The following is a 20,937-nucleotide window of genomic DNA, read 5'->3' as shown; positions in this document are numbered from 1 at the left end:
CGTATTCGTGATTCGTGATTCGTGATTCGTGATTCGTGATTCGTGATTCGTGATTCGTGATTCGTGATTCGTGATTCGTGATTCGTGAAAAGCATCTTTGCCAGGTTCTGGCTGTCAAGCGATCTGGTGTTTTTTTGTGGGAGGGGCTTCAGCCCCGACAATCGGCCGGTAATGCCTGCCGGGACTGAAGTCCCTCCCACAAAAGCCATCTCGCCGAAACAGACTTTTACAAATCACCAATCCCGAATCACGAATCACGGCCCCCATCACACCTGCCCATCACGCCGCTGCTCATCGTGGGTGCGAAACGCCTGCCGGATGTGCTCACGCAGCTCGTCGTCGTTCCACGGCTTGGTCAGGAAGCGGTAGATCGCGCCACGATTGATCGCCTCGGTCACGGTGACCAGGTCGGTGTAGCCCGACAGCACCAGCCGCACCGTGTCCGGGTAGAGCATCTTCACCCGGCCCAGGAATTCGGTACCGCTCATGTCGGACATGCGCTGGTCGGACAGGATCACCTGCACGTCGTTGGTGGCCAGCAGATCGAACGCATCGCGCACATTGCCGGCAGCGAGGATCCGGTAGCCGTCGCGACGGAACAACCGCACCAGCGAGCGCAGCACGTTCTCCTCGTCGTCCAGCAACAGCAAGGTGCGATCCGGCCGGCTCTCGGCGAACGATTCCGGTCGCAGGTAGCGACGCCGCAGTGCCATGCCGGCCGATTCTGCCGACATCGGCTCGCCGAACAGATAACCCTGGAAGATGTCGCAATCGTTGCGACGCAGGAAACCCAACTGCGCCTGCGACTCCACCCCGTTGGCGATCACCGTCATGCCCAGCTGGTGGCCCATCGCGATGATCGCGCGCGCGATCGCCGCCTCGCGGCTGCCGGCCGGCGCGCTCTTGATGAAGCTGCGATCGATCTTCAGTCGGTCCACCGGATAACGCACCAGCGCACTCAGGCTCGAATCACCGGTGCCGAAGTTGTCCAGGCTCAGGCTGATGCCTTCATGACGCAGGTTGGCCATCGTCTCGTGGACGAAGTTGACGTTGTTGGTCAGCGCGCTTTCGTTGATCTCCAGCGTCAGCAGCTGTGGCGGCACACCGGCCGCCTGCAGCATCGCCATCACCTCGCCGAAGAAGCTCGGGCGCAGCAGCTGCAACGTGGACACATTGACCGCGATGCTGAAATCGTCGAAGCCCTGATCGCGCCAGGCACGTGCTTGCTTGATCGAGTTCTGCAACACCCATTCGCCGATCTGCACGATCACGCCGAGCCGCTCGGCGGTGCGCATGAAGCGCTCCGGCACCAGCATGCCCAGCGTCGGCGATTGCCAGCGAAGCAGCGCTTCCATGCCGACGATGCGGCCATCGCGCGCGCTCACCAGCGGCTGGTAGCGCAGACGCAGCTCGCCATGCGGAATCGCATCGACGATCTGGCGCGCGATGATGCTTTCGCTATGCGCATTGGAAGCCGGATTGCGGGTGTAGACACGCACCGTGTTGCCGCCTTCACGCCCCGCCTGGTAGCAGGCGTCCTCGGCGAAATCGAGCAGCGTGGACAGCTGGGTGGCGTCCTCCGGACACAGCGCGACGCCGACCTTGCCGGTCATGAACAGCGTGTAGGGCAACACCGACAGCGGCAGTTCCAACTGCTGGCGCACTTCCTCGGCCAGCTCCTCGGGCGAGGCCACGCCTTCGCTGCGCTGGACCACGACCACCATCTCGTCGCTGCCGTGGCGCCACAGCCGCCCACGCGTGCCGAGATGCTCCTGCAGCCGCTGCGCGATCAGCGCCAGCGCCTCGTCGCCGACCTCCACGCTCATGTTCTCGTTGATCGAAGCGAAGTGGTCGATGTCCACGTGCATCAACGCCAGCGCCGTTCCGCCGGAGATGGCGGCATCGACCAGTCGCATCAGCTCTGGATTGCCCGAGCCCAGCCGCGGCGGCCTGGGAGTATCCAGCCCGGAAGGAATTGCAGAGTTCCACATGGTGCTCAACGTCCGTTGTCGGCGCTGCAGGCATCGCCCGCGCGGGAATAGGGGAGCAGCAGCGACACCCGGGTGCCGGCGCCGGGGGCCGAATCGATGTGCAGGGTGCCGCCAGCGGTCTGCGCGCGCTCGCGCATCACGATCAATCCAAGGCCACGCGGACCATCCGGACCGAAGCCATCACCGTCGTCGGCGACCTGCAACGCCAGTTGCTCGCCCTGCGGTCGCAACGTAAGCGTGACCTCGCCGGCGCAGGCGTGCCGCATCGCGTTGGTCAGGCTTTCCTGGGCGATGCGGAAACAGGCCTGTTCCACCTCGTTGCCTGGACGGCGCGGCAGCGGGGCGATGTCCAGCTCGAGCCGCACCTGCGAGGAACGGAACAGCATCGTGGCCTGCCAGCGCAGCGCGGCCTCCAGGCCGAGTGCATCCAGCTGCGGCGGACGCAGCAGCATCGACAGGTTGCGCAGTTTGATCACCGTGCTGTCGGCCAACTCGACCACACCCATCAAGTCCTCGCGCCGCCGCACTTCGTCGTTCTCGTCGACGGCGGCGTAGGCCGACAACTTCATCGCGGTGATCGCCTGGCCGATGTCGTCGTGCAGGTCGCGCGAGATCGCGCGGCGTTCGTCCTCCTGCAGCGAGAACAGCCGGCGCGCCATCGCCTGAAGCTCGGCGTTGCTCTTGGCCAGCGCATCGCGCATGCGTTCCGGCTCGCTGAGATCGTGCACCACCAGCAACCGGCATTCGCGTCCGCCATAACGCACGCATCCCACCGACAGCCCAGCGTGGAACACCGCGGCATCGCGGCGGCACATCGCATGCGGGGCCGGCGTGGCATCGGCCACGTCGCCGCGCAACAATCGGGACACCTGCGGATAATCGGCCGCGGCGACCAATCCCTGCAGCGGTTCGCCCAGGATCGCCTCACCCTCGAAACCAAACTGGCCTGCGGCAGCGGCGTTGGCGTACATCACGCGTTCTTCCGACAGGATCAGCACGCCGTCCGGCAGCACCCGTACCAGTTCGCGGAACTGTTCCTCGCGCTCGTGCAGCAGACGCCGCGACTGCTCGCGCTCGGTCACGTCCTGCAGCGTGCCATGCACCATCGAGGCGCCCGCGTCATCGGCGCCGGCCTCGGCACACAGATGGATCATCCGGGGGTGGCCACTGCCGTCGATCAACGGCAGTAACACGTCGATCTCGGTATGGGTCTGCGCGTACAGGTCCGCCAGCAGGTGATCGATGCGTGCCTGGGTGGACATGTCGCCGCCGACCAGCAGATCCTCGAAACGATGCGGTCGCTGGGTCGGCTCCGGCCGCCCCAGGATCCGGTAGACCTCGTCGGAGTACTCACCCAGCCGCGTACGCGGATCCAGCTCCCACGAGCCCAGCCGCGCGATCGACTGGGCTTCCTGCAGACGTTCCAATGCCTCGGCACGATGACGCAGCGCTTCCTGTTCGGCGCTGCGGTCGACCGCCACCACCAATCGCGCCGGCCCGGAGGGCAGCGTGAGTTGGCTGCTGCGGATTTCCGCGTGGCGCAGGCCGTCGCGGGTGCGCAGATCGTTCAGGATCACGCAGCCTTCGGCGTTCTTGCCGCGGATCCGGGCGATCAGTTCTTCCAGCTGTTCGAGCTGGGTTTCCGGCCAGAGCGTGTGCAGTGTCCGTTCCAGGAATTCCTGGCGCGAGGCGCCGAAGAATTCCAGCGCGGCCGGATTGGCATCCAGGATCCGCAGCGTATCCAGGTCATACACCCAGGCCGGACAGGGCAGGGCATGGAACTGCTCATGTGCCAGAGCCTCCGCCCGCGCCAGCTCGGCATGCTCGCGCAACAGGGGCGCGCCGAGCCAGCACAGCGCCAGATAGAGTCCGCTGGCGGTGAGCAGGATGAACACCAGCGCCTCGACGCCGGAAACCGGAGTGCCCGATCCAAGCAGCGTGCCCCGCGTGCACACCCAGAGCCCCACCAACAAGCCATAGCCGACCGCGATCGCCAGGATTCCGCCCAGCAGCCTGGTACGCAGGCGTATGGCCGAAAGCGGCTGCGCCACGACGGCGGAAAGGGGCGAAAGCGACATCAGGGCGTTGACCGTGTCCAGGAAACCAGCCGGTGGCTCATCTTAGCCGCTGGAACGCGCCATGCACTTTGAAATATGTGCCAAGGCACGTGGGCCGTGCTGCCGTTGCGGACCGCTCGGGCCGCAATACCCGGTCCCCATCACTGCCAGCCGACGCATCCGATCCCAAAGTGCAGGACCCGCCCCGGCTCGGTAATCTGGCCGCTCGCGGGGTCCTCAACTATTCCGGATGCTGGCCGTTATCCATTGCGATCCCCAATGGGGGGCATGGCACTCGGAGCTGTCGAGCGTGGATTCAGGCGTCATTGCAAGCTTGCTCCAACACCCCCTGACCTCAGCGGTGGTGGTGCTGGACGCGCTCGGGCGGCCGCTGGCGGCGAACCGCGTCGCGCAATCGCTTGGCCTGCCGGCCACCTTGCGCACCTATCGCGACCTGCTGGCGGGTTGTCGCAGCCAACTGGCCGAATCCGGCGACATGACGCCATGCGTGCTGCCCGGCGGCGAAGGGCGCCGGGTCGAGGGCTGGCTGCGTGCGGTGCGCGATGAGCTCGGCGAAACCATCGCCTACACCTTGAGCGTACCCGAGCCGATCGGTGCCGAAGGCACCAGCCGCTGGGAAATCGGCCTGGACAGCGCCGAACACGGCCTGTGGGATTGGGACATTCCCACCGACGCGGTGTACCGCTCCGAGCGCTGGATGCGCATGCTCGGCTACGACGAGCAGAGGCTTCCGCACAATCTGGCCGCGCTGTCGGGCATGATCCACCCCGACGACTACCCGCGCGTCGGCGAAGCGGTACGCGCGCACCTCGACGGGCGCAGCGAGACCTACAGCGCCGAGTTCCGCCTGCGCCAGAAGGATGGCCAGTGGCGCTGGATCCTGGATCGCGGCCGGATCGTCTCGCGCACCGCCGAAGGCCAGCCGCTGCGCATGGTCGGCACGCATACCGACATCCACCAGCAGAAGCTGCTCGAAGAACAGTTGCGCGAGCAGCAGGCGCTGCTGGAAGAGGCCCAGCGCATCGCCAGCATGGGCAACTGGTCGTGGGATCTGCCGCGGGACGCGTTCTGGCTGTCGCCCGATTTCTGCGAGCAGGCCCACTTGAGCAATCTGCCGCTGGAATGCGGACGCGACCTGCTGCGGCTGCTTTCGCCCACCGCGCGCGTCCAGTTGCGCAACGCCTGGCGTCGGATCCGCAATGAGGGCACACCGGTCCACATCGAAATCGAGCTGGGCCTGCAGCCGCTGGTCCGGCACCTGCGGGTCTGGGCACAACCGGTGTTCGATGCCAACGGCACCATCAACCGCATCGCCGGCCAGGTCCAGAACGTCACCGAGCAGCACCAGACCGATGCGCTGATCCGCTGGCGCACCGAACTGCTCAACCGCGTCTCCGCGCTCGGCCGGATCGGCGGCTGCGAGATCGAGGTCGAGACCCGCCGCATGCAGTGGACCGAGGAGTGCTACCGCATCCACGGCCTGCGCAAGGAGACCATCACCCTCGACCAGGCAATGTCGCTGTACACCGAGGACTCGCGCGATGCGTTCGAGGGCGCGTTGATCCGGCTCGCCGAGGGCGGCCTGCCCGAGCAGCTGGAACTGTGCTTCTACCGCAGCTCGGGCCAGCGCATCTGGGTGCAGGTGCTGATCGAGATGGATCGCCGCGATGGCTTGCCGCCACGCTTCATCGCCTTGTTCCGCGACATCACCCGCGAACGCGAGGCCAACGAGCGTATCGAGCTGCTGGCGCACTACGACCGCCTGACCGGGCTGCCGAACCGCTTCCTGTTGCGCGAGCAGGCCGAGAAGGCGATGCGCGAGGCCCGCGACGACGGCGAATCGCTGGCGATGCTGCTGGTCGACCTGGATGGCTTCAAGAGCATCAACGATTCCTTCGGCCACGCCACCGGCGACACCCTGCTCAAGCTCGCCGCCACGCGGCTGCACCAGAACCTGCGCAACAGCGACCTGTTCGGCCGCTTCAGCGACGACGAGTTCATCGTGGTGCTGCGCGGCCTGGCCGCGCCCGAGGATGCCGGCCATGTCGCGCGCAAGCTGATCAGCGCGCTGGCCGAACCGCTGCGCAAGGACCACATCACGCTCAAGGTCGGCGCCAGCATCGGTATCGCGGTGCAGGACGAGAACCTGCCGGACTTCGACAACCTGCTGCGTGCCGCGGACGCGGCGATGTATGCAGCCAAGGAATCCGGGCGCAACACCTACCACTACTACAGCCAGGACGTGCTGCTGCGCGCGCAGCGTCGCCTGGAACTGGAACATGCGCTGCATGGCGCACTGGACCGCGACGAGTTCACCCTGGTCTACCAACCGTTGGTCAGTACCGGCGAGAGCACGGCGCCGGCGATCGAGGCGCTGATGCGCTGGCATCGCCCCGGCCACGGCCTGTGCAGCCCGGCCGAGTTCATTCCGATCGCGGAGGAGTGCGGCGAGATCGTCCGCCTGGGCGATTGGGTACTGGGCGAAGCCTGTCGCCAGGCCGTGGTGTGGGACCAGGCCGGGCTGAACTTCAGTCGCATCGCGGTCAATGTCTCGGCCGTGCAGTTGCGCGACCGCGGCTTCGCCGAACGCGTACTGGAAATCTGCAACAGCAATGGCTGGCCACCGTCACGGCTGGAACTTGAGCTGACCGAATCGGCGTTGATCCGCGACACCGACACGCTGCGCCGCACCTTCGAACTGTTCGAGCAGAACGGCGTATTGCTGGCGGTGGACGATTTCGGCACCGGTTTTTCCAACCTGCACTACCTCAACCGCTTCCCGGTGCAGCGCCTGAAGATCGACCGCACCTTCGTGCACGGCATGCTCGACGACGCCAACACCGCCGAAGTGACGCAGGCGATCGTGCACCTGGGGCACGCACTTGGCATGCAGGTCGTGGCCGAGGGTGTGGAGACGGTGCAGGAGGACTCGCTGCTGCGCCAGCAGGGCTGCGACGAGATCCAGGGCTATTTCTATTCCAAACCACTGGTGCCACGCGACATGGCGCAATGGCTGCGGGAGGCGGAGGTCGGCAGCCGACTCGGCCGACGCCTGAGCCTGGCGGGCGGCTGAAGCCGACGCATCACGGCGGGATTCCGCTCCAGGCGATCCCGGCGAAGTTCCGGATCATTCCTTTCTCCCGCTTGTGGGAGAAGGTGACGTAAGGCGCCGGATGGGGGAGGCTTCAAGGTCGGTGCAACCTGGAAGCGTGCGCGAGCCAATGGCTCGCAAGCAACACACCTCATCCCGCAAACGGGATTAAGGAATAGGCGGACCCGCCGGTTACGACAGCACTTCGTCGCCAGCCAGCCCCAGATCCCACGCCAGGGCCAGCATCACCTCGTCGCCATCCGTCTCAGGCGCGTGCGTCGCTTGCAGCCGCGCCAGTTCGCGCCGTGCCAGTTGCTCCAATGCCTCCAGCGCCGGCGACAGGCCGCCATTGCCCGGACGCACCGATCCCGGGACGTGATGCGCGGCATCGCGACCTGGCTCGATGGATTCGGCGGGCGCTTGGGGAGCAAAACTCATGGGGAAAGCTCGGGGGAAGGGGAAATCTCCGAAAAATCCCCCGCACGGGCAGGGGATTGATCAGGAACAACGCCAATGATCGACCGTCGGATCAGAACAGCTCGACGGTACCGGCACCCAGGTTCTGCTGTGCCACCGGCTTGTGCGGCGGCCGCTCCCACTCACTGCGCATCTCGCGCAGGCGCGAGCCCAGCTTCTGCAGGGCCGCGGTCAGATCGCTGTCGAACACACCGCCGCTACGGTGCAGCAGTTCCTGCAGTGCCACGGCTTCACGATTGATTGCGGACAGGCGATCCAGATGGGTATGCACGCTGCCCAGGGTCTGGGTGGCGATGTCCTCGAACTGCAGCGCACGCACCGCCTCGGCGACGCTGGTGTCGATCGAACGCGCGCACTCGGATATCTCGCGCATGCCCTCGCCAAGCGAAGCATTGATCGCGGCGACGCTGTCCAGCATCGTGACCGCCTCATGGCGCGCCTCGCGCGAGCGGTCCTGGTGGCGCGAAGCCATGTGCGAGACCGTCTCGCGGACCTTGGCGATCGCGTCCTTGGAGCTGTGCGCCAGCTTGCGGATCTGCTCGTTGAAGGTGGTCGAACGCTCGGACAGGTTGCGCACTTCGTCGGCGACCACCGCGAAACCGCGTCCGGCCTCACCGGCACGCGCCGCTTCGATCGCCGCGTTCAGTGCCAGCAGGTTGGTCTGGTCGGCGATCGACTTGACGTCCTCCAGCAGCGAGAAGATGCCGTCCAGGTGCTGCGCCATCTCATCGATATGGTTGACCGTGGTCACGCTCTGGCCGCTGACCTGTTCCAGCGCCTCGACCAACTGCTCCATGCGCGAACTGGCGTGCTGGGCGAATCGGGCCACATCGACACCGGCGCCACCGTCCTCACCGGCCCGGTCGATGATCCGGGACAACGCATGACTTTGCTGGCGCGATTTGCGGGTCATCGCGTCGAAGCTGCCGCCCAGGCCGGCGACGGCCTGGCGGATCAGCTCGCGGGCGCGTTCGACTTCGGAGCGCGAACCGTCAACCTCGCTGGTCACGAAGTTGCGAAGGTCGTTCAACAACTGGTCCTGCTCGCGCAGCACGCGGATCTGGTCGGGGTTGCGACGGCCCTGGGACCAGGCGCTCCAGCCGGCAAATCCCAGCCAGCTCAGGAGCATCGTTACCAGCAGCGCCCAGCGAATGGGACCCGGCCACCCCAGAACGTCGGCGAGCGCAAAAACAAGGGTCAGCACCAGCGGTGCAGCCATTCGGATGAAAGGACGTGAATACATGGGCGTTCTCAGCAGAATCACGGTTGCTGTATCGGCCGTCCCTCACGGCTCTTTAGAACCGTCTGCCAATTCCTCCGCTCCAATGTCCTGCTTCACCACCGCCATCCCAAATTGCAGCAAAGCCCCCTTCGTCAAGGGCGCGCGGCGAGGTCACGGGGGAATAGGCCGGCTTGGAATCCGGGGCCCTACGTCTGCCCAGCAGACTTTGGAGGGCAAGCCCGCGCAGCGGGTCAGCGCAACGCCCGTTCCACCGCCGCCAGCATCGCCCGCTTGGCGAACAGGAAGTCCCACAAGCTGCCGCCCAACTGCCGCCACAGCACCGCCGAGCGCACCGCGGCCAACAGCAGGGCGCGGATCTCCGAGACCACGCCGGCCTGCCCCAGGTAGTGCGGGTTGCCCTGGACCATCACCCGCGGACGCAGGTGGCTGATGGTGTCCGCGTACAGCGCCCCAAGCGCCGCCAGCACGTCGGGATGCGAGCTGTCCCCCAGCTCGGCAGCCCGGCCGGCGGTCTCGCCGATGCCGGACACCACCGCGGCCACGGTCGCCGTTTCCTTGACGAAGCGACGCTCCAATTGCAGCACCGCCAGCGCCAGCCGGGGCAGGATCTCGTCGCGTGCCTGGTTGTTGAAGTAGTCGTGCAGCAGACGCAGGCCGGAGGCCACGTCCCGGGCCGAGCCGTACACCGTCTCGGTCGAGCCGGCATCGATGCGGAACACGCTGTCCATCGCCGTGCGTACCGTCGACGCCTCCGAATGTCCGGTCTCGGCGATACGCCGGACCTGCTGCAACGCCTGGGCCAGGCCGGCCAGCGCCAGTACACGCTCGTCCATGGGTGAACTCATCGAACACTTACCTCGTTTTGCAGAACAGGACACCCGCACATGGAGGTGCGGTGCTCATGTGAGGGGCTCACAAAAAAAGATACCGGCACAAGGATGTGCCGTGCTCTTGTGAGGGACTCACAAAAAAAGGATACCGGCACAGGGATGTGCCGCGCTTTTGTGAGGGACTCACAAAAAAGAACCGGCCAGCTGCCGCTCCAGCGGCGCATCGGTGGTGGCGATCACCGCACCGCCCAGGCACACCGGGCCGTCATACAGGACCAGCGACTGGCCAGGGGTGACCGCCCGTTGCGGGCGCGGGAAGCGCACGCTGACCGTACCGTCATCCTCGACATCGACCGTGCACGGCTCGTCGGCCTGTCGATAGCGGGTCTGCGCGGTGCACTCGAAGCGTCGTGCCGGCGGGCTGCCGGCAACCCAGTGCGCGGTTTCAGAGCGCAGCCAGGTCGATTGCAGCCAAGGGCTGTCGCGGTCCTGGTCGACATAAAGAATGTTGTTGGGCACGTCCTTGCCGACCACGTACCACGGCGCCGCCGGGCGGCCACGCACGCCGCCGATGTTCAGACCTTCGCGCTGGCCGAGGGTGAAATAGAACACGCCGGGATGTTCGGCGACGCGTTGCCCTTGCGGGTCACGGATCTCGCCGGCACGCGCCGGCAGATAACGACCCAGGAACTCACGGAAGTCACGCTCGCCGATGAAGCAGATGCCGGTGGAGTCCTTCTTCGCATGGGTCGGCAGGCCAGCCTCGCGGGCGATCCGGCGCAGGTCGGTCTTCTCCATCTCGCCGATCGGGAACAGCGTCGCAGCCAGTTGTTCCTGGCCGAGCTGGTGCAGGAAATAGCTCTGATCCTTGCTCCGGTCGGCACCGCGCAGCAGTTTCCAGTGCCCGTCGGCATGCGCCACCTGCGCATAGTGACCCGTCGCGATGCGCTCGGCCCCCAGTTCGCGGGCAGCATCCAGGAAGTGCTTGAACTTCACCTCGCGGTTGCACAGCACGTCGGGATTGGGGGTGCGACCGGCCGCGTACTCGGCCAGGAAGTGTTCGAACACCCCGGCCCAGTACTCGCCGGAGAAATTGCGGAAATGAAACGGGATACCGAGCAGACCGCAGACCGCGACCGCATCGCGGCGATCATCCTCGGCCCGGCAATCGCCACTGCCGGCCGCCTTCGGCTTCCTGCCTTCGGCGACACTCGCGCTGTCCTGCGCATCGTCGTCCTCCCAGTTCTGCATGAACAGACCCGCAACGGACGCACCTTGCTGGACCAGGCGCAGGGCGGCGACGGACGAATCCACGCCCCCGGACACCCCGACCATGATCCTGGGCATGCTCATGGCACGTGCCGCACTGCCGACAACGGATGACGCTGGCCGGCCAGCCAGTCCTGGGCGACCTGCAGCACCAGCGGACTGCGCAACCGCGACTCCGCCGCCACCAGCTCGGCCGGTGTCATCCACAGTGCCCGCACGATGCCGGCATCCAGCACCCGCTCCGGATCATGCGACAACGGCTCGGCCGCATAGGCGAAACGCAGGAAGCAGCGGCCGTTCGCGGCGGTCCACAGATAACTGCCGATGAAATGCGTGCAACGCACCGTCCAGCCGGTCTCCTCCAGTGTTTCGCGCACGGCGGCCTGTTCGAGGCTCTCACCCGGCTCCAGGTGACCGGCCGGCTGGTTGATCACCAGGCTGCCGGCGATCGACTCCTCGACGAACAGCAGCCGTCCATCGCGCATCACCACGGTGGCCACGGTGACGTCGGGCGACCAGCGATCGTCCACGACCGCCATCAGAACTGGTCCTTGCCGGGCGTCAGTTCGGCTTCCATCGCATCGGCCGAGCGGGTCGTCGCCTCGATCGCGTCGGCCAGCACCTGGTCGTCCACGTCCGGCGCCAGCTTGACCACGAACGCCGCGGTGCCGCCCTGATTGACCCAGCCACCGAGGATGCTTTCGGAAGCATCGGCGAGCAGGCGGTTGGCGATCTTCGCCGGCAACTCGGGCTGCGTGCCCTCATAGGCGACCGACCAGATCTCGCGCACCTTCACGCTGCCGTAGTTCTCTACCGCCGAACGCACATAGGTGTACTGGTTGCGCTCGTGTCCCTGAGCATCCTTCCCCAGCCCGAACAGAATGCGGTAATCGCCGTTGTCGTCGGCGACCGCCTCGTAACCCAACCGCTGCAATTGCGTACCCAATGCCGCATCCGCCGAGGCAGCCGAGGCGAGGGCAGGTGTGGCCGCAGCCAGCAGCAACACGAGGGAACGAACAGGGATCATGGCCGACAAAAGAATGACAAGGCCGGGAATTGTGCGGCCCATGCGGTGAATCGTCCAATGACGCCAGGCATGCCCCCTATAATTGCGGCATGCATCGCAAGACCGCCCACGAACACGACCACGGCCTCGTGGTGGAACCCGGCAAGCCGGAGATCGCCCCACCGCCGCGCTACCAGGTCCTCCTTCTCAACGACGACTACACGCCGATGGACTTCGTCGTGACCGTCCTGCAGCAGTTCTTCTCGATGGACCTGGAAAAGGCCACCCAGGTGATGCTGCACGTCCACACCCGCGGTCGCGGCGTCTGCGGGGTGTTTACCCGTGAGGTCGCCGAGACCAAGGTGGCCCAGGTCAACGAGTTCTCCCGGATCAACCAGCACCCGCTGCTGTGCACGATGGAACAGGCCTGATTCGATTGTCCCGCCACCGCAACACTGTCACTCCGCCAACGCGGGACCAAGACCCACAGCGCCCCGAGCCGCCCGCGCGACGAGGCCGTAACCGCTCGCTGCGCCCTAACGCGGCGTGAACATGCCAATCCGATAGGGTTGTGGAAAATTCCCGCCGAAGCCGCATATTGTTGGCAACTGCCGTCGGAGTTCCCCATGTTCAGCAAAGACCTCGAGCAAACCATCGGCCAGTGCTACAAGCGGGCACGCGAGGCTCGTCATGAGTTCATGACGGTCGAGCACCTGCTGCTGGCATTGCTCGACAACCCCTCGGCCCAGGCCGTGCTGAAGGCCTGTGGCGCCGATTCGACGCGGCTGCACAACGACCTCGAACAAGCCATCGAGGCCTCGGTCTCGCGCCTGCCCGAGGACGACGGTCGCGATACCCAGCCGACGCTGGGCTTCCAGCGCGTGCTGCAACGCGCGGTCTACCACGTCCAGTCCTCCGGCAAGAAGGAGGTCACAGGCGCCAACGTGCTGGTGGCGATCTTCGGCGAGAAGGACTCGCACGCGGTGTATTTCCTGAACCAGCAGGACATCACCCGCCTGGACATCGTCAACTACATCTCGCACGGGATCGCCAAGCTGGGCGAGGAAGGCGAGGGCCAGGCCTCCAGCGAAGGCGAGGGCAAGGCCGAAGGTGGCGAGAGCGAAGGCAAGGGCGATGCCCTGGCCGAGTTTGCCGCCAACCTCAACGAGCAGGCCCGCGCCGGACGGATCGACCCGCTGGTCGGGCGCGCCGATGAGATCGAGCGCACCATCCAGGTGCTGTGCCGCCGCCGCAAGAACAACCCGCTGTACGTGGGCGAGGCCGGCGTCGGCAAGACCGCGATCGCCGAAGGCCTGGCCAAGCGCATCGTCGAGGGCAGCGTGCCCGAGGTGCTGGCCGACGCGGTGATCTACTCGCTCGACCTGGGCGCGCTGGTGGCCGGCACCAAGTACCGCGGCGACTTCGAGAAGCGCCTGAAGGGCGTGCTGACCGCGCTGAAGAAGGTGCCGAATGCGGTGCTGTTCATCGACGAGATCCACACCATCATCGGTGCCGGCTCGGCCTCGGGCGGCACGATGGACGCCTCCAACCTGATCAAGCCGGCACTGGCCTCGGGCGAGCTGCGCTGCATCGGCTCGACCACCTTCCAGGAATACCGCGGCATCTTCGAGAAGGACCGGGCGCTGGCGCGGCGCTTCCAGAAGATCGACATCGTCGAGCCGACGGTCGGTGAGACCTACCAGATCCTGCAGGGCCTGAAGCCCCGCTACGAGGCGCACCACGGCGTGACCTATGCCGATGACGCGCTGCAGGCGGCGGTGGACCTGTCGGTCAAGCACATCGCCGACCGGCTACTGCCGGACAAGGCCATCGACGTCATCGACGAGGCCGGCGCACGCCAGCGGCTGCTGCCGGAAGGCCAGCGCAAGGAGCTGATCGACATCGAGGAGATCGAGGTGATCATCGCCAAGATGGCGCGGATCCCGGCCAAGCAGGTCAGCGCGACCGACAAGGACGTACTGCAGCACCTTGAGCGCAACCTCAAAATGGTGATCTTCGGCCAGGATCCGGCGATCGAGACGCTGGCCTCGGCGATCAAGCTGGCGCGCAGCGGCCTGGGCAACCCGGAGAAGCCGATCGGCAACTTCCTGTTCGCCGGCCCGACCGGCGTCGGCAAGACCGAGGTGACCAAGCAGCTGGCGCTGCAGTTGGGCATCGAGCTGGTGCGCTTCGACATGTCCGAGTACATGGAGCCGCATTCGGTGAGCCGCCTGATCGGCGCCCCTCCGGGCTACGTCGGCTTCGACCAGGGCGGCCTGCTGACCGAGAAGATCGTCAAGACTCCGCACTGCGTGCTGCTGCTGGACGAGGTCGAAAAGGCCCATCCGGACATCTTCAACATCCTGTTGCAGGTGATGGACCGCGGCGTGCTGACCGATACCAACGGGCGCGAGGCGAACTTCAAGAACGTGATCATCGTGATGACCACGAACGCCGGCGCCACCCAGGCCTCGCGTCGCACCATCGGCTTCACCCACCAGGACCACAGCACCGATGCGATGGAGGTGATCCGCAAGAGCTTCACCCCGGAGTTCCGCAATCGTCTCGATGCGACCGTGCAGTTCCAGGCGCTGGGCTTCGAACACATCCTGCGGGTCGTGGACAAGTTCCTGATCGAGCTGGAAGCGCTGCTGCAGGAGAAGCACGTCAGCCTGTCGGCCACACCGACCGCGCGCGACTGGCTGGCCCACCACGGCTTCGATCCGCTGATGGGCGCCCGCCCGATGGCCCGCCTGATCCAGGACAAGGTCAAGCGCCCGCTGGCCGACGAACTGCTGTTCGGCAAGCTGATCAATGGCGGCAAGGTCAGCATCGACGTCAAGGACGACGAGCTGGTGGTCGAGGCCCAGGCCGAACCGGAGCGGTTGCTGCCGGCCACGGTGGAATGACGGGCACGCGAAAACCTCCACGGGCGTGGAGGTTTTTGTCCTTCGGAGGCATAGAGCCGAGCTTGCGCTTGCATCCCCTTGAGGGGGCTCGGCTAGGGCTTCATCAGGAAGGCTTCAACGAAGCAAGCTCCGCTCTACCTGTTCGCGCAGCGATGCGCGCTTACTTCATGCGGTAGGTGATACGACCCTTGGTCAGGTCGTACGGGGTCATTTCGACCTTTACCCGGTCACCCGTGAGGATACGGATGTAGTTCTTGCGCATACGGCCGGAGATGTGAGCGATGATCTCGTGGCCGTTCTCCAGCTTGACCCGGAAAGTGGTGTTGGGCAGCGTCTCGCTGACAGTGCCCTCGAATTCGATGGAATCGTCTTTCGACATGTAGTCCTGTGTGTGGCAGGGGGCCAGAAGGGCCCGATATGAAAAAACAATTTTACGCCTCGATGCCGCCAGGTGCAAAGTTTGTGTTAACCGACCAGGGAATGGGCGAGTGCCGCGGCGGGTAATTCACCGAAGCGGTCCACCCAGGAGCCAGGTGTCTCAGGCTGGTCTACCAGCTCGCGGATGCCGGCCAGAAAGCGCTCGCGTGGCCACGATTCGGCGCCGAGACTGAGCAGGTGCGGGTTCTCCACCTGGGCATCGATCAACGGCCAGCTCCATTCCCGCAGCCGATGGGCGAGGGCGCCCAGCGCCACCTTGGAGCCGCCGCTGCGGCCACTGAACATGCTTTCGCCGAAGAAGGCGCGTCCGATCGCGACCCCGTAGAGGCCTCCGACCAGCTCGTCGCCGTCGAGAACTTCCACGGAATGCGCATACCCGAGCCGGTGCAGCGCCAGATAGGCATCGCGCATCTCCGCGGTGATCCAGGTACTGTCCTGGCCGGACCTGGGCGTGTCGGCGCAGGCATCGATGACCGCCGCGAAGCGGGTATCGGCGCATACGCGCCAGTCGCTGTGGCGCAATCCGCGACGGAACTTCGACGACAGCCGCACCCCATCGGTACGGAATACCGTGCGTGGGTCCGGCGACCACCACAGGATCGGCTCGCCCTCCGAGAACCACGGGAAGATGCCGCCCGCATAGGCGTTGAGCAGGCGTTGCGGGGCCAGGTCGCCGCCGACGGCCAACAAGCCGTCGGGCTGTATCAATGCGTCTTCCGCCGGCGGAAACGGCGCATCGGCCGAGGCCGGAAGCAGGTAGGGGCGGGCGGGACGCATGCGCGGCATTATCCTCCCCGCGTCGCTCCTGCGATCAGGATGCGTCCGGCGACTTGAACGGCGAATGCGCCGCCAAGCCCTGCGCATAACGCGCGATCGCCATGCGTTCCTCGCGACACCACTCGGCCAGGGGGACACGGAAACCGGGATCGGCGATCCAATGCCGGCTGCGCACGATGGCGGGCAGAAAACCACGGGCGAGCTTGTGCTCGCCTTGGGCGCCGGGCTCGAACCGGGCCAGCCCCTCGCGCAGGCAGTATTCGATGCCCTGGTAGTAGCAGGTCTCGAAATGCAGACCGGGCAAAGGCTGGCCGCCCCAGTAACGGCCGTAGAGGGTGTCCGCGCCGCGCAGACACAACGCGCCAGCCAGCGGCTCGCCCTCGCGCTCGGCGAGGAACATCACTACCTGGCGTGGCATCGATCTGGCGAGGTGACGCAGGAATTCCAACGTGAGCGCGGGCGAATTGCCGTACTCGTGGAAGGTTTTCAGATAGAAGCCGAACATCGTCTCCAGATCGCGCTCGCTCGCCTCGTCGCCATGGACGACGCGGAAGCCGATGCCGGAGCGCTGCACCCGGGCACGCTCCTGGCGGATGTTCTTGCGATGCTTGTGGTCCATCGCGGCGAGGAAGGACTCGAAGTCGCTCCAGTCGCCGGGATTGCGCCAGTGATACTGGATGTCCTGACGCAGCAGCCAGTCGTCACTGAAGGCGGCATCCTCGGATGCCGCGTGGAAGTTCACGTGGGCGGAAGAAAGCTGCTCACGCTCGACCAACTCCCGCATGGCTGCCAGCAGCCCTACGCGCGCCGATGCGTCGCGTGCCAGCAGCCGCGGCCCGGTGACTGGCGAGTACGGCACGCCGCACAGCCACTTGGGGTAGTAGTCCTGCCGGTGATGGGCATAGGCGTTGGCCCAGGCATGGTCGAACACGAATTCGCCATGCGAATTGGTCTTCAGGTAGCCCGGTGCGGCGGCCACCAGCGCATCGCCGTCCCACAAGGTCAGATGCCGGGGCTGCCAACCCCAGTCCGGACGCAGGCAACCACGCTCCTCCAATCCGGCCAGGAACGCTTGGGAAACGAACGGATTGCGACCGTCGTGCAGGGCGTCCCACGCGGCGGCCGGGAGTTCGGCAAGAGTGCGGACGACACGGAGGTCTGGCATTCGGGATCCCGGTGCCGCCATGCCCGCCATTGCAGGAATGGCGGGCAGACAACGTCAGCCGGCTTGATCCAGGAAGCGCTCGGCGTCCAGCGCAGCCATGCAGCCGAAGCCGGCCGAGGTGATCGCCTGGCGGTAATGCTGGTCGGCGACGTCACCGGCGGCGAACACGCCTTCCACCGAGGTCTGGGTGGCGTTGCCGCCCAGGCCGGAACGGATCTCGAGGTAGCCGTTGTTCATCGCCAGCTGACCATCGAACAACGTGGTGTTCGGGTGGTGGCCGATCGCGACGAAGAAGCCATGCGCGTCGATGTCGCGGGTGCTGCCGTCGAGCACGGACTTCACCCGCACGCCGGTCACACCGGCCTCATTGCCCAGCACTTCCTCGACGGCGTGGTGCCAGACGAACTCGACCTTGCCGGCCGCGGCCTTGGCGTTCAGCCGGTCCTGCAGGATCTTCTCAGCGCGCAGGCTGTCGCGCCGGTGCACCAGGTACACCTTGCGGGCGATGTTGGTCAGGTACAGCGCTTCCTCGACCGCGGTGTTGCCGCCGCCGACCACCACCACGTCCTGGTCGCGGTAGAAGAAGCCGTCGCAGGTCGCACAGGCGGAAACGCCGCGCCCCTTGAACTTCTCTTCCGACTCGATGCCCAGGTATTTGGCGGAGGCGCCGGTGGCGATGATCAGCGCATCGGCGGTGTACTCGGCACTGTCGCCGACCAGCTTGAACGGACGCTGCGACAGGTCGGCGGTATGGATGTGATCGAAGATCACCTCGGTCTCGAAGCGCTCGGCATGCTCCTGCAACTGCGTCATCAGCTGCGGCCCCTGCAGATCGTGCGGGCCGCCGGGCCAGTTCTCGACCTCGGTGGTGGTCATCAGCTGGCCGCCCTGCTGCAGGCCGGTGATCACCACCGGCTTGAGGTTGGCGCGCGCGGCGTAGACGGCGGCGGTCCAGCCGGCGGGGCCGGAACCGAGGATCAGCAGGCGGGAGTGCTTGGAGGTGCTCATGTAAACTCGCGAAAGGCAGGATGGACCGGCGCGGCGCGGACGCTGCAGCGGGCGGTAAGCCGCATAGAGTGGATGCCGCCTCCGGGTGAATCAAGGCGAAGCGGTGGAACTCTGTGGGAGGGACTTCAGTCCCGATGCTTTCCCGGCAAGGCCCGTCGGGACCGAAGTCCCTCCCACAACAACCGGTGCGCCTGGCGTGCCTGCTGAAACAACGACCTACTTCGTTTATTATCAACCACTAACAGTATTTTCCTGAGGTCTGGCTGCAGGTGGCGAAACAGGTTCCGGAACGTGGCAAGCCCAGCGAGGGCAAGGCGTCGCGCAAAACCGCGACCGCGGACAACCCGCGCCGGCAGAAACTGTGGCGCGATCTGGCGTTGATCGCAGTGGCACCGCTGCTGCTGTATCTGCTCGCCAGTCTGTTCACTTATTCCTCCGCCGATCCGGGCTGGTCACGCACCGGCAGCGTGGTCGCGCCGGTGCACAACATGGGCGGCCTGGTCGGCGCCTGGATCGCCGACGTGCTGCTGCAGTTGTTCGGCTACGTCGCGTTCCTGCTGCCGCTGGTGCTGGGCGGCGTGGCGTGGATCGCGCTGTTCGGCAGCGGCGACAAGGAAGGGCAGGAGGGCGACCTGGGCCCGGCCTTGCGATTGGTCGGCATGGTCGGCTTCCTGATTTCCTCGACCGGCTTTCTGCATCTGCACATGTTCACCGGCGATGTGGCCGGTGCCGGTGGCATCCTCGGCAAGCTGGTGTGCAACTCGCTGCGGGCAGGTTTCGGCTCGCTCGGCGCCAACCTCTTCATCGTCGTGCTGCTGCTGGCCTCGATCACGCTGGCGACCGGGTTGTCGTGGCTGATGGTGATGGAACGGATCGGCCGCAGCGTGCTGGCGCTGGGGCCGTTGCTGCAGAAGGGCGGCAAGCAGGCCAACGAGTGGCAGCAGACCCGGGTCATGCGCGAGGAGCGCGAGGAAGTCCGCAAGGTCGACGCGGTGCTGCGTGCCAAGCGCGAGCCGGTCAAGATCGAGCCGCCACCGACGCCGGTGGTGGAGAAAAGCGAACGCGCCAAGCGCGATACGCAGATCCCGATGTTCCAGGGCGTCAACAAGGACGGCTCGGACGTGCCGCCGCTGGCGCTGCTGGACGATCCCAAGCCGCAGCCGAAGGGTTATGACGAGGGCACGCTGGAGACGCTCTCGCGCCAGATCGAATTCAAGCTCAAGGACTTCCGCATCGATGCGGTGGTGGTGGGCGCCTATCCAGGTCCAGTCATCACCCGCTTCGAGATCGAGCCGGCAGCGGGCGTGAAGGTCAGCCAGATCAGCTCGCTGGACAAGGACATCGCGCGCGGGCTGTCGGTCAAATCGGTGCGCGTGGTCGACGTGATCCCGGGCAAGTCGGTGGTCGGCCTGGAGATCCCCAACGTCACCCGCGAGATGATCTTCCTGTCCGAGCTGCTGCGCTCGAAGGAATACGACAAGTCGGCCAGTCCGCTGACGCTGGCGCTGGGCAAGGACATTGCCGGCCGCCCGACCGTGGCCGATCTGGCACGCATGCCGCACCTGCTGGTCGCCGGCACCACCGGCTCGGGCAAGTCGGTGGCGGTCAATGCCATGGTGCTGAGCCTGCTGTACAAGGCCTCGCACAAAGAGCTGCGGATGCTGATGATCGACCCGAAGATGCTCGAACTGAGCGTCTATCAGGGCATTCCGCATCTGCTGGCGCCGGTGGTCACCGACATGAAGGAGGCCGCCAACGGCCTGCGCTGGTGCGTGGCCGAGATGGAGCGCCGCTACAAGCTGATGAGCGCGGTCGGCGTGCGCAACCTGGCCGGCTTCAACAAGAAGGTCAAGGATGCCGAGGACGCCGGCCAGCCATTGATGGACCCGCTGTTCCGGCCGAACCCCGAGTTGGGCGAGGCGCCGCGGCCGCTGGAGTCACTGCCGTTCATCGTCATCTTCATCGACGAATTCGCCGACATGATGATGATCGTCGGCAAGAAGGTCGAAGAGCTGATCGCACGCCTGGCGCAGAAGGCGCGCGCCGCCGGCATCCACCTGATCCTGGCCACCCAGCGTCCGTCGGTGGACGTGATCACCGGCCTGATCAAGGCCAACATCCCGACCCGCATCGCCTTCCAGGTCAGCTCGAAGATCGACTCGCGCACGATCCTGGACCAATCCGGCGCCGAGACCCTGCTCGGTCACGGCGACATGCTGTATCTGCCGCCCGGCACGGCGATGCCCGAGCGCGTGCACGGCGCCTTCGTCAGCGACGAGGAAGTGCATCGCGTGGTCGAACATCTCAAGGCCAGCGGTCCGGCTTCGTATGTCGACGGCGTGCTGGACGAGGTGCAGACCCTGGGCGATGGTGTGGTGGTCGGTGCCACCGGCCTGCCGGAGGCCAGCGGCGGTGGCGGTGATGAGTCCGATCCGCTGTACGACGAAGCGCTGCGCATCGTCACCGAGACCCGCCGCGCGTCGATTTCCGGCGTGCAGCGTCGCCTGAAGATCGGCTACAACCGTGCCGCGCGCCTGATCGAGGCGATGGAAGCAGCCGGCGTGGTCAGTTCACCCGAGCACAACGGCGATCGCACCGTGCTGGCGCCGCCTCCGCCGAAATGAGCCCATTCGTCACTGTAGGAGCGAAAACCCA

At 66.0% G+C, this 20,937-nt stretch carries 16 protein-coding genes; 4 read left to right on the top strand and 12 right to left on the bottom strand.

The annotated features are described in order from the left end of the window. Nucleotides 1-266: 266 nt before the first annotated feature. Nucleotides 267-1,991, bottom strand: a complete 1,725-nt coding sequence (locus AC3WJE_RS00740) for an EAL domain-containing protein (protein ID WP_493728849.1) — start codon at nt 1,989-1,991, stop codon at nt 267-269. A gap of 5 nt (nt 1,992-1,996) precedes the next feature. Further along, on the bottom strand, nt 1,997-4,069 hold the full coding sequence (locus AC3WJE_RS00735; protein ID WP_493728848.1) for a PAS domain S-box protein: 2,073 nt from the start codon (nt 4,067-4,069) through the stop codon (nt 1,997-1,999). 313 nt (nt 4,070-4,382) lie between these two features. On the opposite strand from AC3WJE_RS00735, the gene AC3WJE_RS00730 reads away from it, so the two are divergent. Continuing rightward, entirely contained in the window at nt 4,383-7,142 is a 2,760-nt protein-coding gene (locus AC3WJE_RS00730; RefSeq protein ID WP_493728847.1) for a bifunctional diguanylate cyclase/phosphodiesterase, read from the top strand. Nucleotides 7,143-7,352: 210 nt separating this feature from the next. Here AC3WJE_RS00730 and AC3WJE_RS00725 read toward each other — a convergent pair whose 3' ends face one another. The 6 genes from AC3WJE_RS00725 to AC3WJE_RS00700 all read right to left on the bottom strand — a co-directional run bounded on the left by AC3WJE_RS00725 (nt 7,353) and on the right by AC3WJE_RS00700 (nt 12,006). Then, entirely contained in the window at nt 7,353-7,598 is a 246-nt protein-coding gene (locus tag AC3WJE_RS00725) for a hypothetical protein (RefSeq protein WP_493728846.1), read from the bottom strand. 91 nt (nt 7,599-7,689) lie between these two features. Further along, the gene (locus tag AC3WJE_RS00720; protein ID WP_493729019.1) at nt 7,690-8,433 is read right to left on the bottom strand and encodes a methyl-accepting chemotaxis protein; all 744 of its coding nucleotides are present in this window, start codon (nt 8,431-8,433) and stop codon (nt 7,690-7,692) included. 677 nt (nt 8,434-9,110) lie between these two features. After that, entirely contained in the window at nt 9,111-9,725 is a 615-nt protein-coding gene (gene hflD / locus AC3WJE_RS00715; RefSeq protein ID WP_493728845.1) for a high frequency lysogenization protein HflD, read from the bottom strand. Between the two features lie 168 nt (nt 9,726-9,893). Beyond that, nucleotides 9,894-11,057, bottom strand: a complete 1,164-nt coding sequence (gene mnmA / locus AC3WJE_RS00710) for a tRNA 2-thiouridine(34) synthase MnmA (protein ID WP_493729018.1) — start codon at nt 11,055-11,057, stop codon at nt 9,894-9,896. Between the two features lie 2 nt (nt 11,058-11,059). After that, nucleotides 11,060-11,518 (bottom strand): NUDIX hydrolase, encoded by a 459-nt coding sequence (locus AC3WJE_RS00705; protein WP_493728844.1) that lies wholly within the window; start codon nt 11,516-11,518, stop codon nt 11,060-11,062. Then, on the bottom strand, nt 11,518-12,006 hold the full coding sequence (locus AC3WJE_RS00700; RefSeq protein ID WP_493728843.1) for a hypothetical protein: 489 nt from the start codon (nt 12,004-12,006) through the stop codon (nt 11,518-11,520). The genes AC3WJE_RS00705 and AC3WJE_RS00700 overlap by 1 nt, the downstream gene beginning before the upstream one ends. Before the next feature lie 89 nt (nt 12,007-12,095). Here AC3WJE_RS00700 and clpS point away from each other — a divergent pair, with 89 nt between their 5' ends. Further along, nucleotides 12,096-12,416, top strand: a complete 321-nt coding sequence (gene clpS / locus AC3WJE_RS00695; RefSeq protein WP_493728842.1) for an ATP-dependent Clp protease adapter ClpS — start codon at nt 12,096-12,098, stop codon at nt 12,414-12,416. Between the two features lie 195 nt (nt 12,417-12,611). Continuing rightward, a complete protein-coding gene (gene clpA, locus AC3WJE_RS00690) occupies nt 12,612-14,894 on the top strand; it encodes an ATP-dependent Clp protease ATP-binding subunit ClpA (protein ID WP_493728841.1) in 2,283 nt (760 codons plus the stop codon). A 160-nt stretch (nt 14,895-15,054) separates the two neighbouring features. Here the strand turns inward: clpA and infA are convergent, their stop codons facing one another. The 4 genes from infA to trxB all read right to left on the bottom strand — a co-directional run bounded on the left by infA (nt 15,055) and on the right by trxB (nt 18,282). Further along, nucleotides 15,055-15,273 (bottom strand): translation initiation factor IF-1, encoded by a 219-nt coding sequence (gene infA / locus AC3WJE_RS00685; RefSeq protein WP_004425677.1) that lies wholly within the window; start codon nt 15,271-15,273, stop codon nt 15,055-15,057. 86 nt (nt 15,274-15,359) lie between these two features. Next, nucleotides 15,360-16,109, bottom strand: coding sequence for a leucyl/phenylalanyl-tRNA--protein transferase (gene aat / locus AC3WJE_RS00680; RefSeq protein ID WP_493728840.1), 750 nt, complete (start codon nt 16,107-16,109; stop codon nt 15,360-15,362). A gap of 34 nt (nt 16,110-16,143) precedes the next feature. Next, the gene (locus AC3WJE_RS00675) at nt 16,144-17,274 is read right to left on the bottom strand and encodes a GNAT family N-acetyltransferase (protein ID WP_493728839.1); all 1,131 of its coding nucleotides are present in this window, start codon (nt 17,272-17,274) and stop codon (nt 16,144-16,146) included. Nucleotides 17,275-17,328: 54 nt separating this feature from the next. After that, entirely contained in the window at nt 17,329-18,282 is a 954-nt protein-coding gene (gene trxB / locus AC3WJE_RS00670; protein ID WP_493728838.1) for a thioredoxin-disulfide reductase, read from the bottom strand. Between the two features lie 269 nt (nt 18,283-18,551). On the opposite strand from trxB, the gene AC3WJE_RS00665 reads away from it, so the two are divergent. Beyond that, entirely contained in the window at nt 18,552-20,906 is a 2,355-nt protein-coding gene (locus AC3WJE_RS00665; protein WP_493728837.1) for a DNA translocase FtsK, read from the top strand. Nucleotides 20,907-20,937: the final 31 nt, after the last annotated feature.

Source organism: Pseudomonas sp. GW821-FHT07E12, from assembly GCF_058986605.1.
This window is presented reverse-complemented; position numbering and strand designations above follow the sequence as displayed.

What these genes read in the sequence shown, in the direction of transcription:
- AC3WJE_RS00740 (WP_493728849.1), bottom strand. Translation starts at nt 1,991, where the DNA reads ATGTGGAACTCTGCAATTCCTTCCGGGCTGGATACTCCCAGGCCGCCG.
- hflD (WP_493728845.1), bottom strand. Translation starts at nt 9,725, where the DNA reads ATGAGTTCACCCATGGACGAGCGTGTACTGGCGCTGGCCGGCCTGGCC.
- aat (WP_493728840.1), bottom strand. Translation starts at nt 16,109, where the DNA reads ATGCGTCCCGCCCGCCCCTACCTGCTTCCGGCCTCGGCCGATGCGCCG.
- mnmA (WP_493729018.1), bottom strand. Translation starts at nt 11,057, where the DNA reads ATGCCCAGGATCATGGTCGGGGTGTCCGGGGGCGTGGATTCGTCCGTC.
- AC3WJE_RS00700 (WP_493728843.1), bottom strand. Translation starts at nt 12,006, where the DNA reads ATGATCCCTGTTCGTTCCCTCGTGTTGCTGCTGGCTGCGGCCACACCT.
- AC3WJE_RS00725 (WP_493728846.1), bottom strand. Translation starts at nt 7,598, where the DNA reads ATGAGTTTTGCTCCCCAAGCGCCCGCCGAATCCATCGAGCCAGGTCGC.
- infA (WP_004425677.1), bottom strand. Translation starts at nt 15,273, where the DNA reads ATGTCGAAAGACGATTCCATCGAATTCGAGGGCACTGTCAGCGAGACG.
- clpA (WP_493728841.1), top strand. Translation starts at nt 12,612, where the DNA reads ATGTTCAGCAAAGACCTCGAGCAAACCATCGGCCAGTGCTACAAGCGG.
- AC3WJE_RS00705 (WP_493728844.1), bottom strand. Translation starts at nt 11,518, where the DNA reads ATGGCGGTCGTGGACGATCGCTGGTCGCCCGACGTCACCGTGGCCACC.
- AC3WJE_RS00735 (WP_493728848.1), bottom strand. Translation starts at nt 4,069, where the DNA reads ATGTCGCTTTCGCCCCTTTCCGCCGTCGTGGCGCAGCCGCTTTCGGCC.
- clpS (WP_493728842.1), top strand. Translation starts at nt 12,096, where the DNA reads ATGCATCGCAAGACCGCCCACGAACACGACCACGGCCTCGTGGTGGAA.
- AC3WJE_RS00675 (WP_493728839.1), bottom strand. Translation starts at nt 17,274, where the DNA reads ATGCCAGACCTCCGTGTCGTCCGCACTCTTGCCGAACTCCCGGCCGCC.
- AC3WJE_RS00720 (WP_493729019.1), bottom strand. Translation starts at nt 8,433, where the DNA reads ATGGAGCAGTTGGTCGAGGCGCTGGAACAGGTCAGCGGCCAGAGCGTG.
- trxB (WP_493728838.1), bottom strand. Translation starts at nt 18,282, where the DNA reads ATGAGCACCTCCAAGCACTCCCGCCTGCTGATCCTCGGTTCCGGCCCC.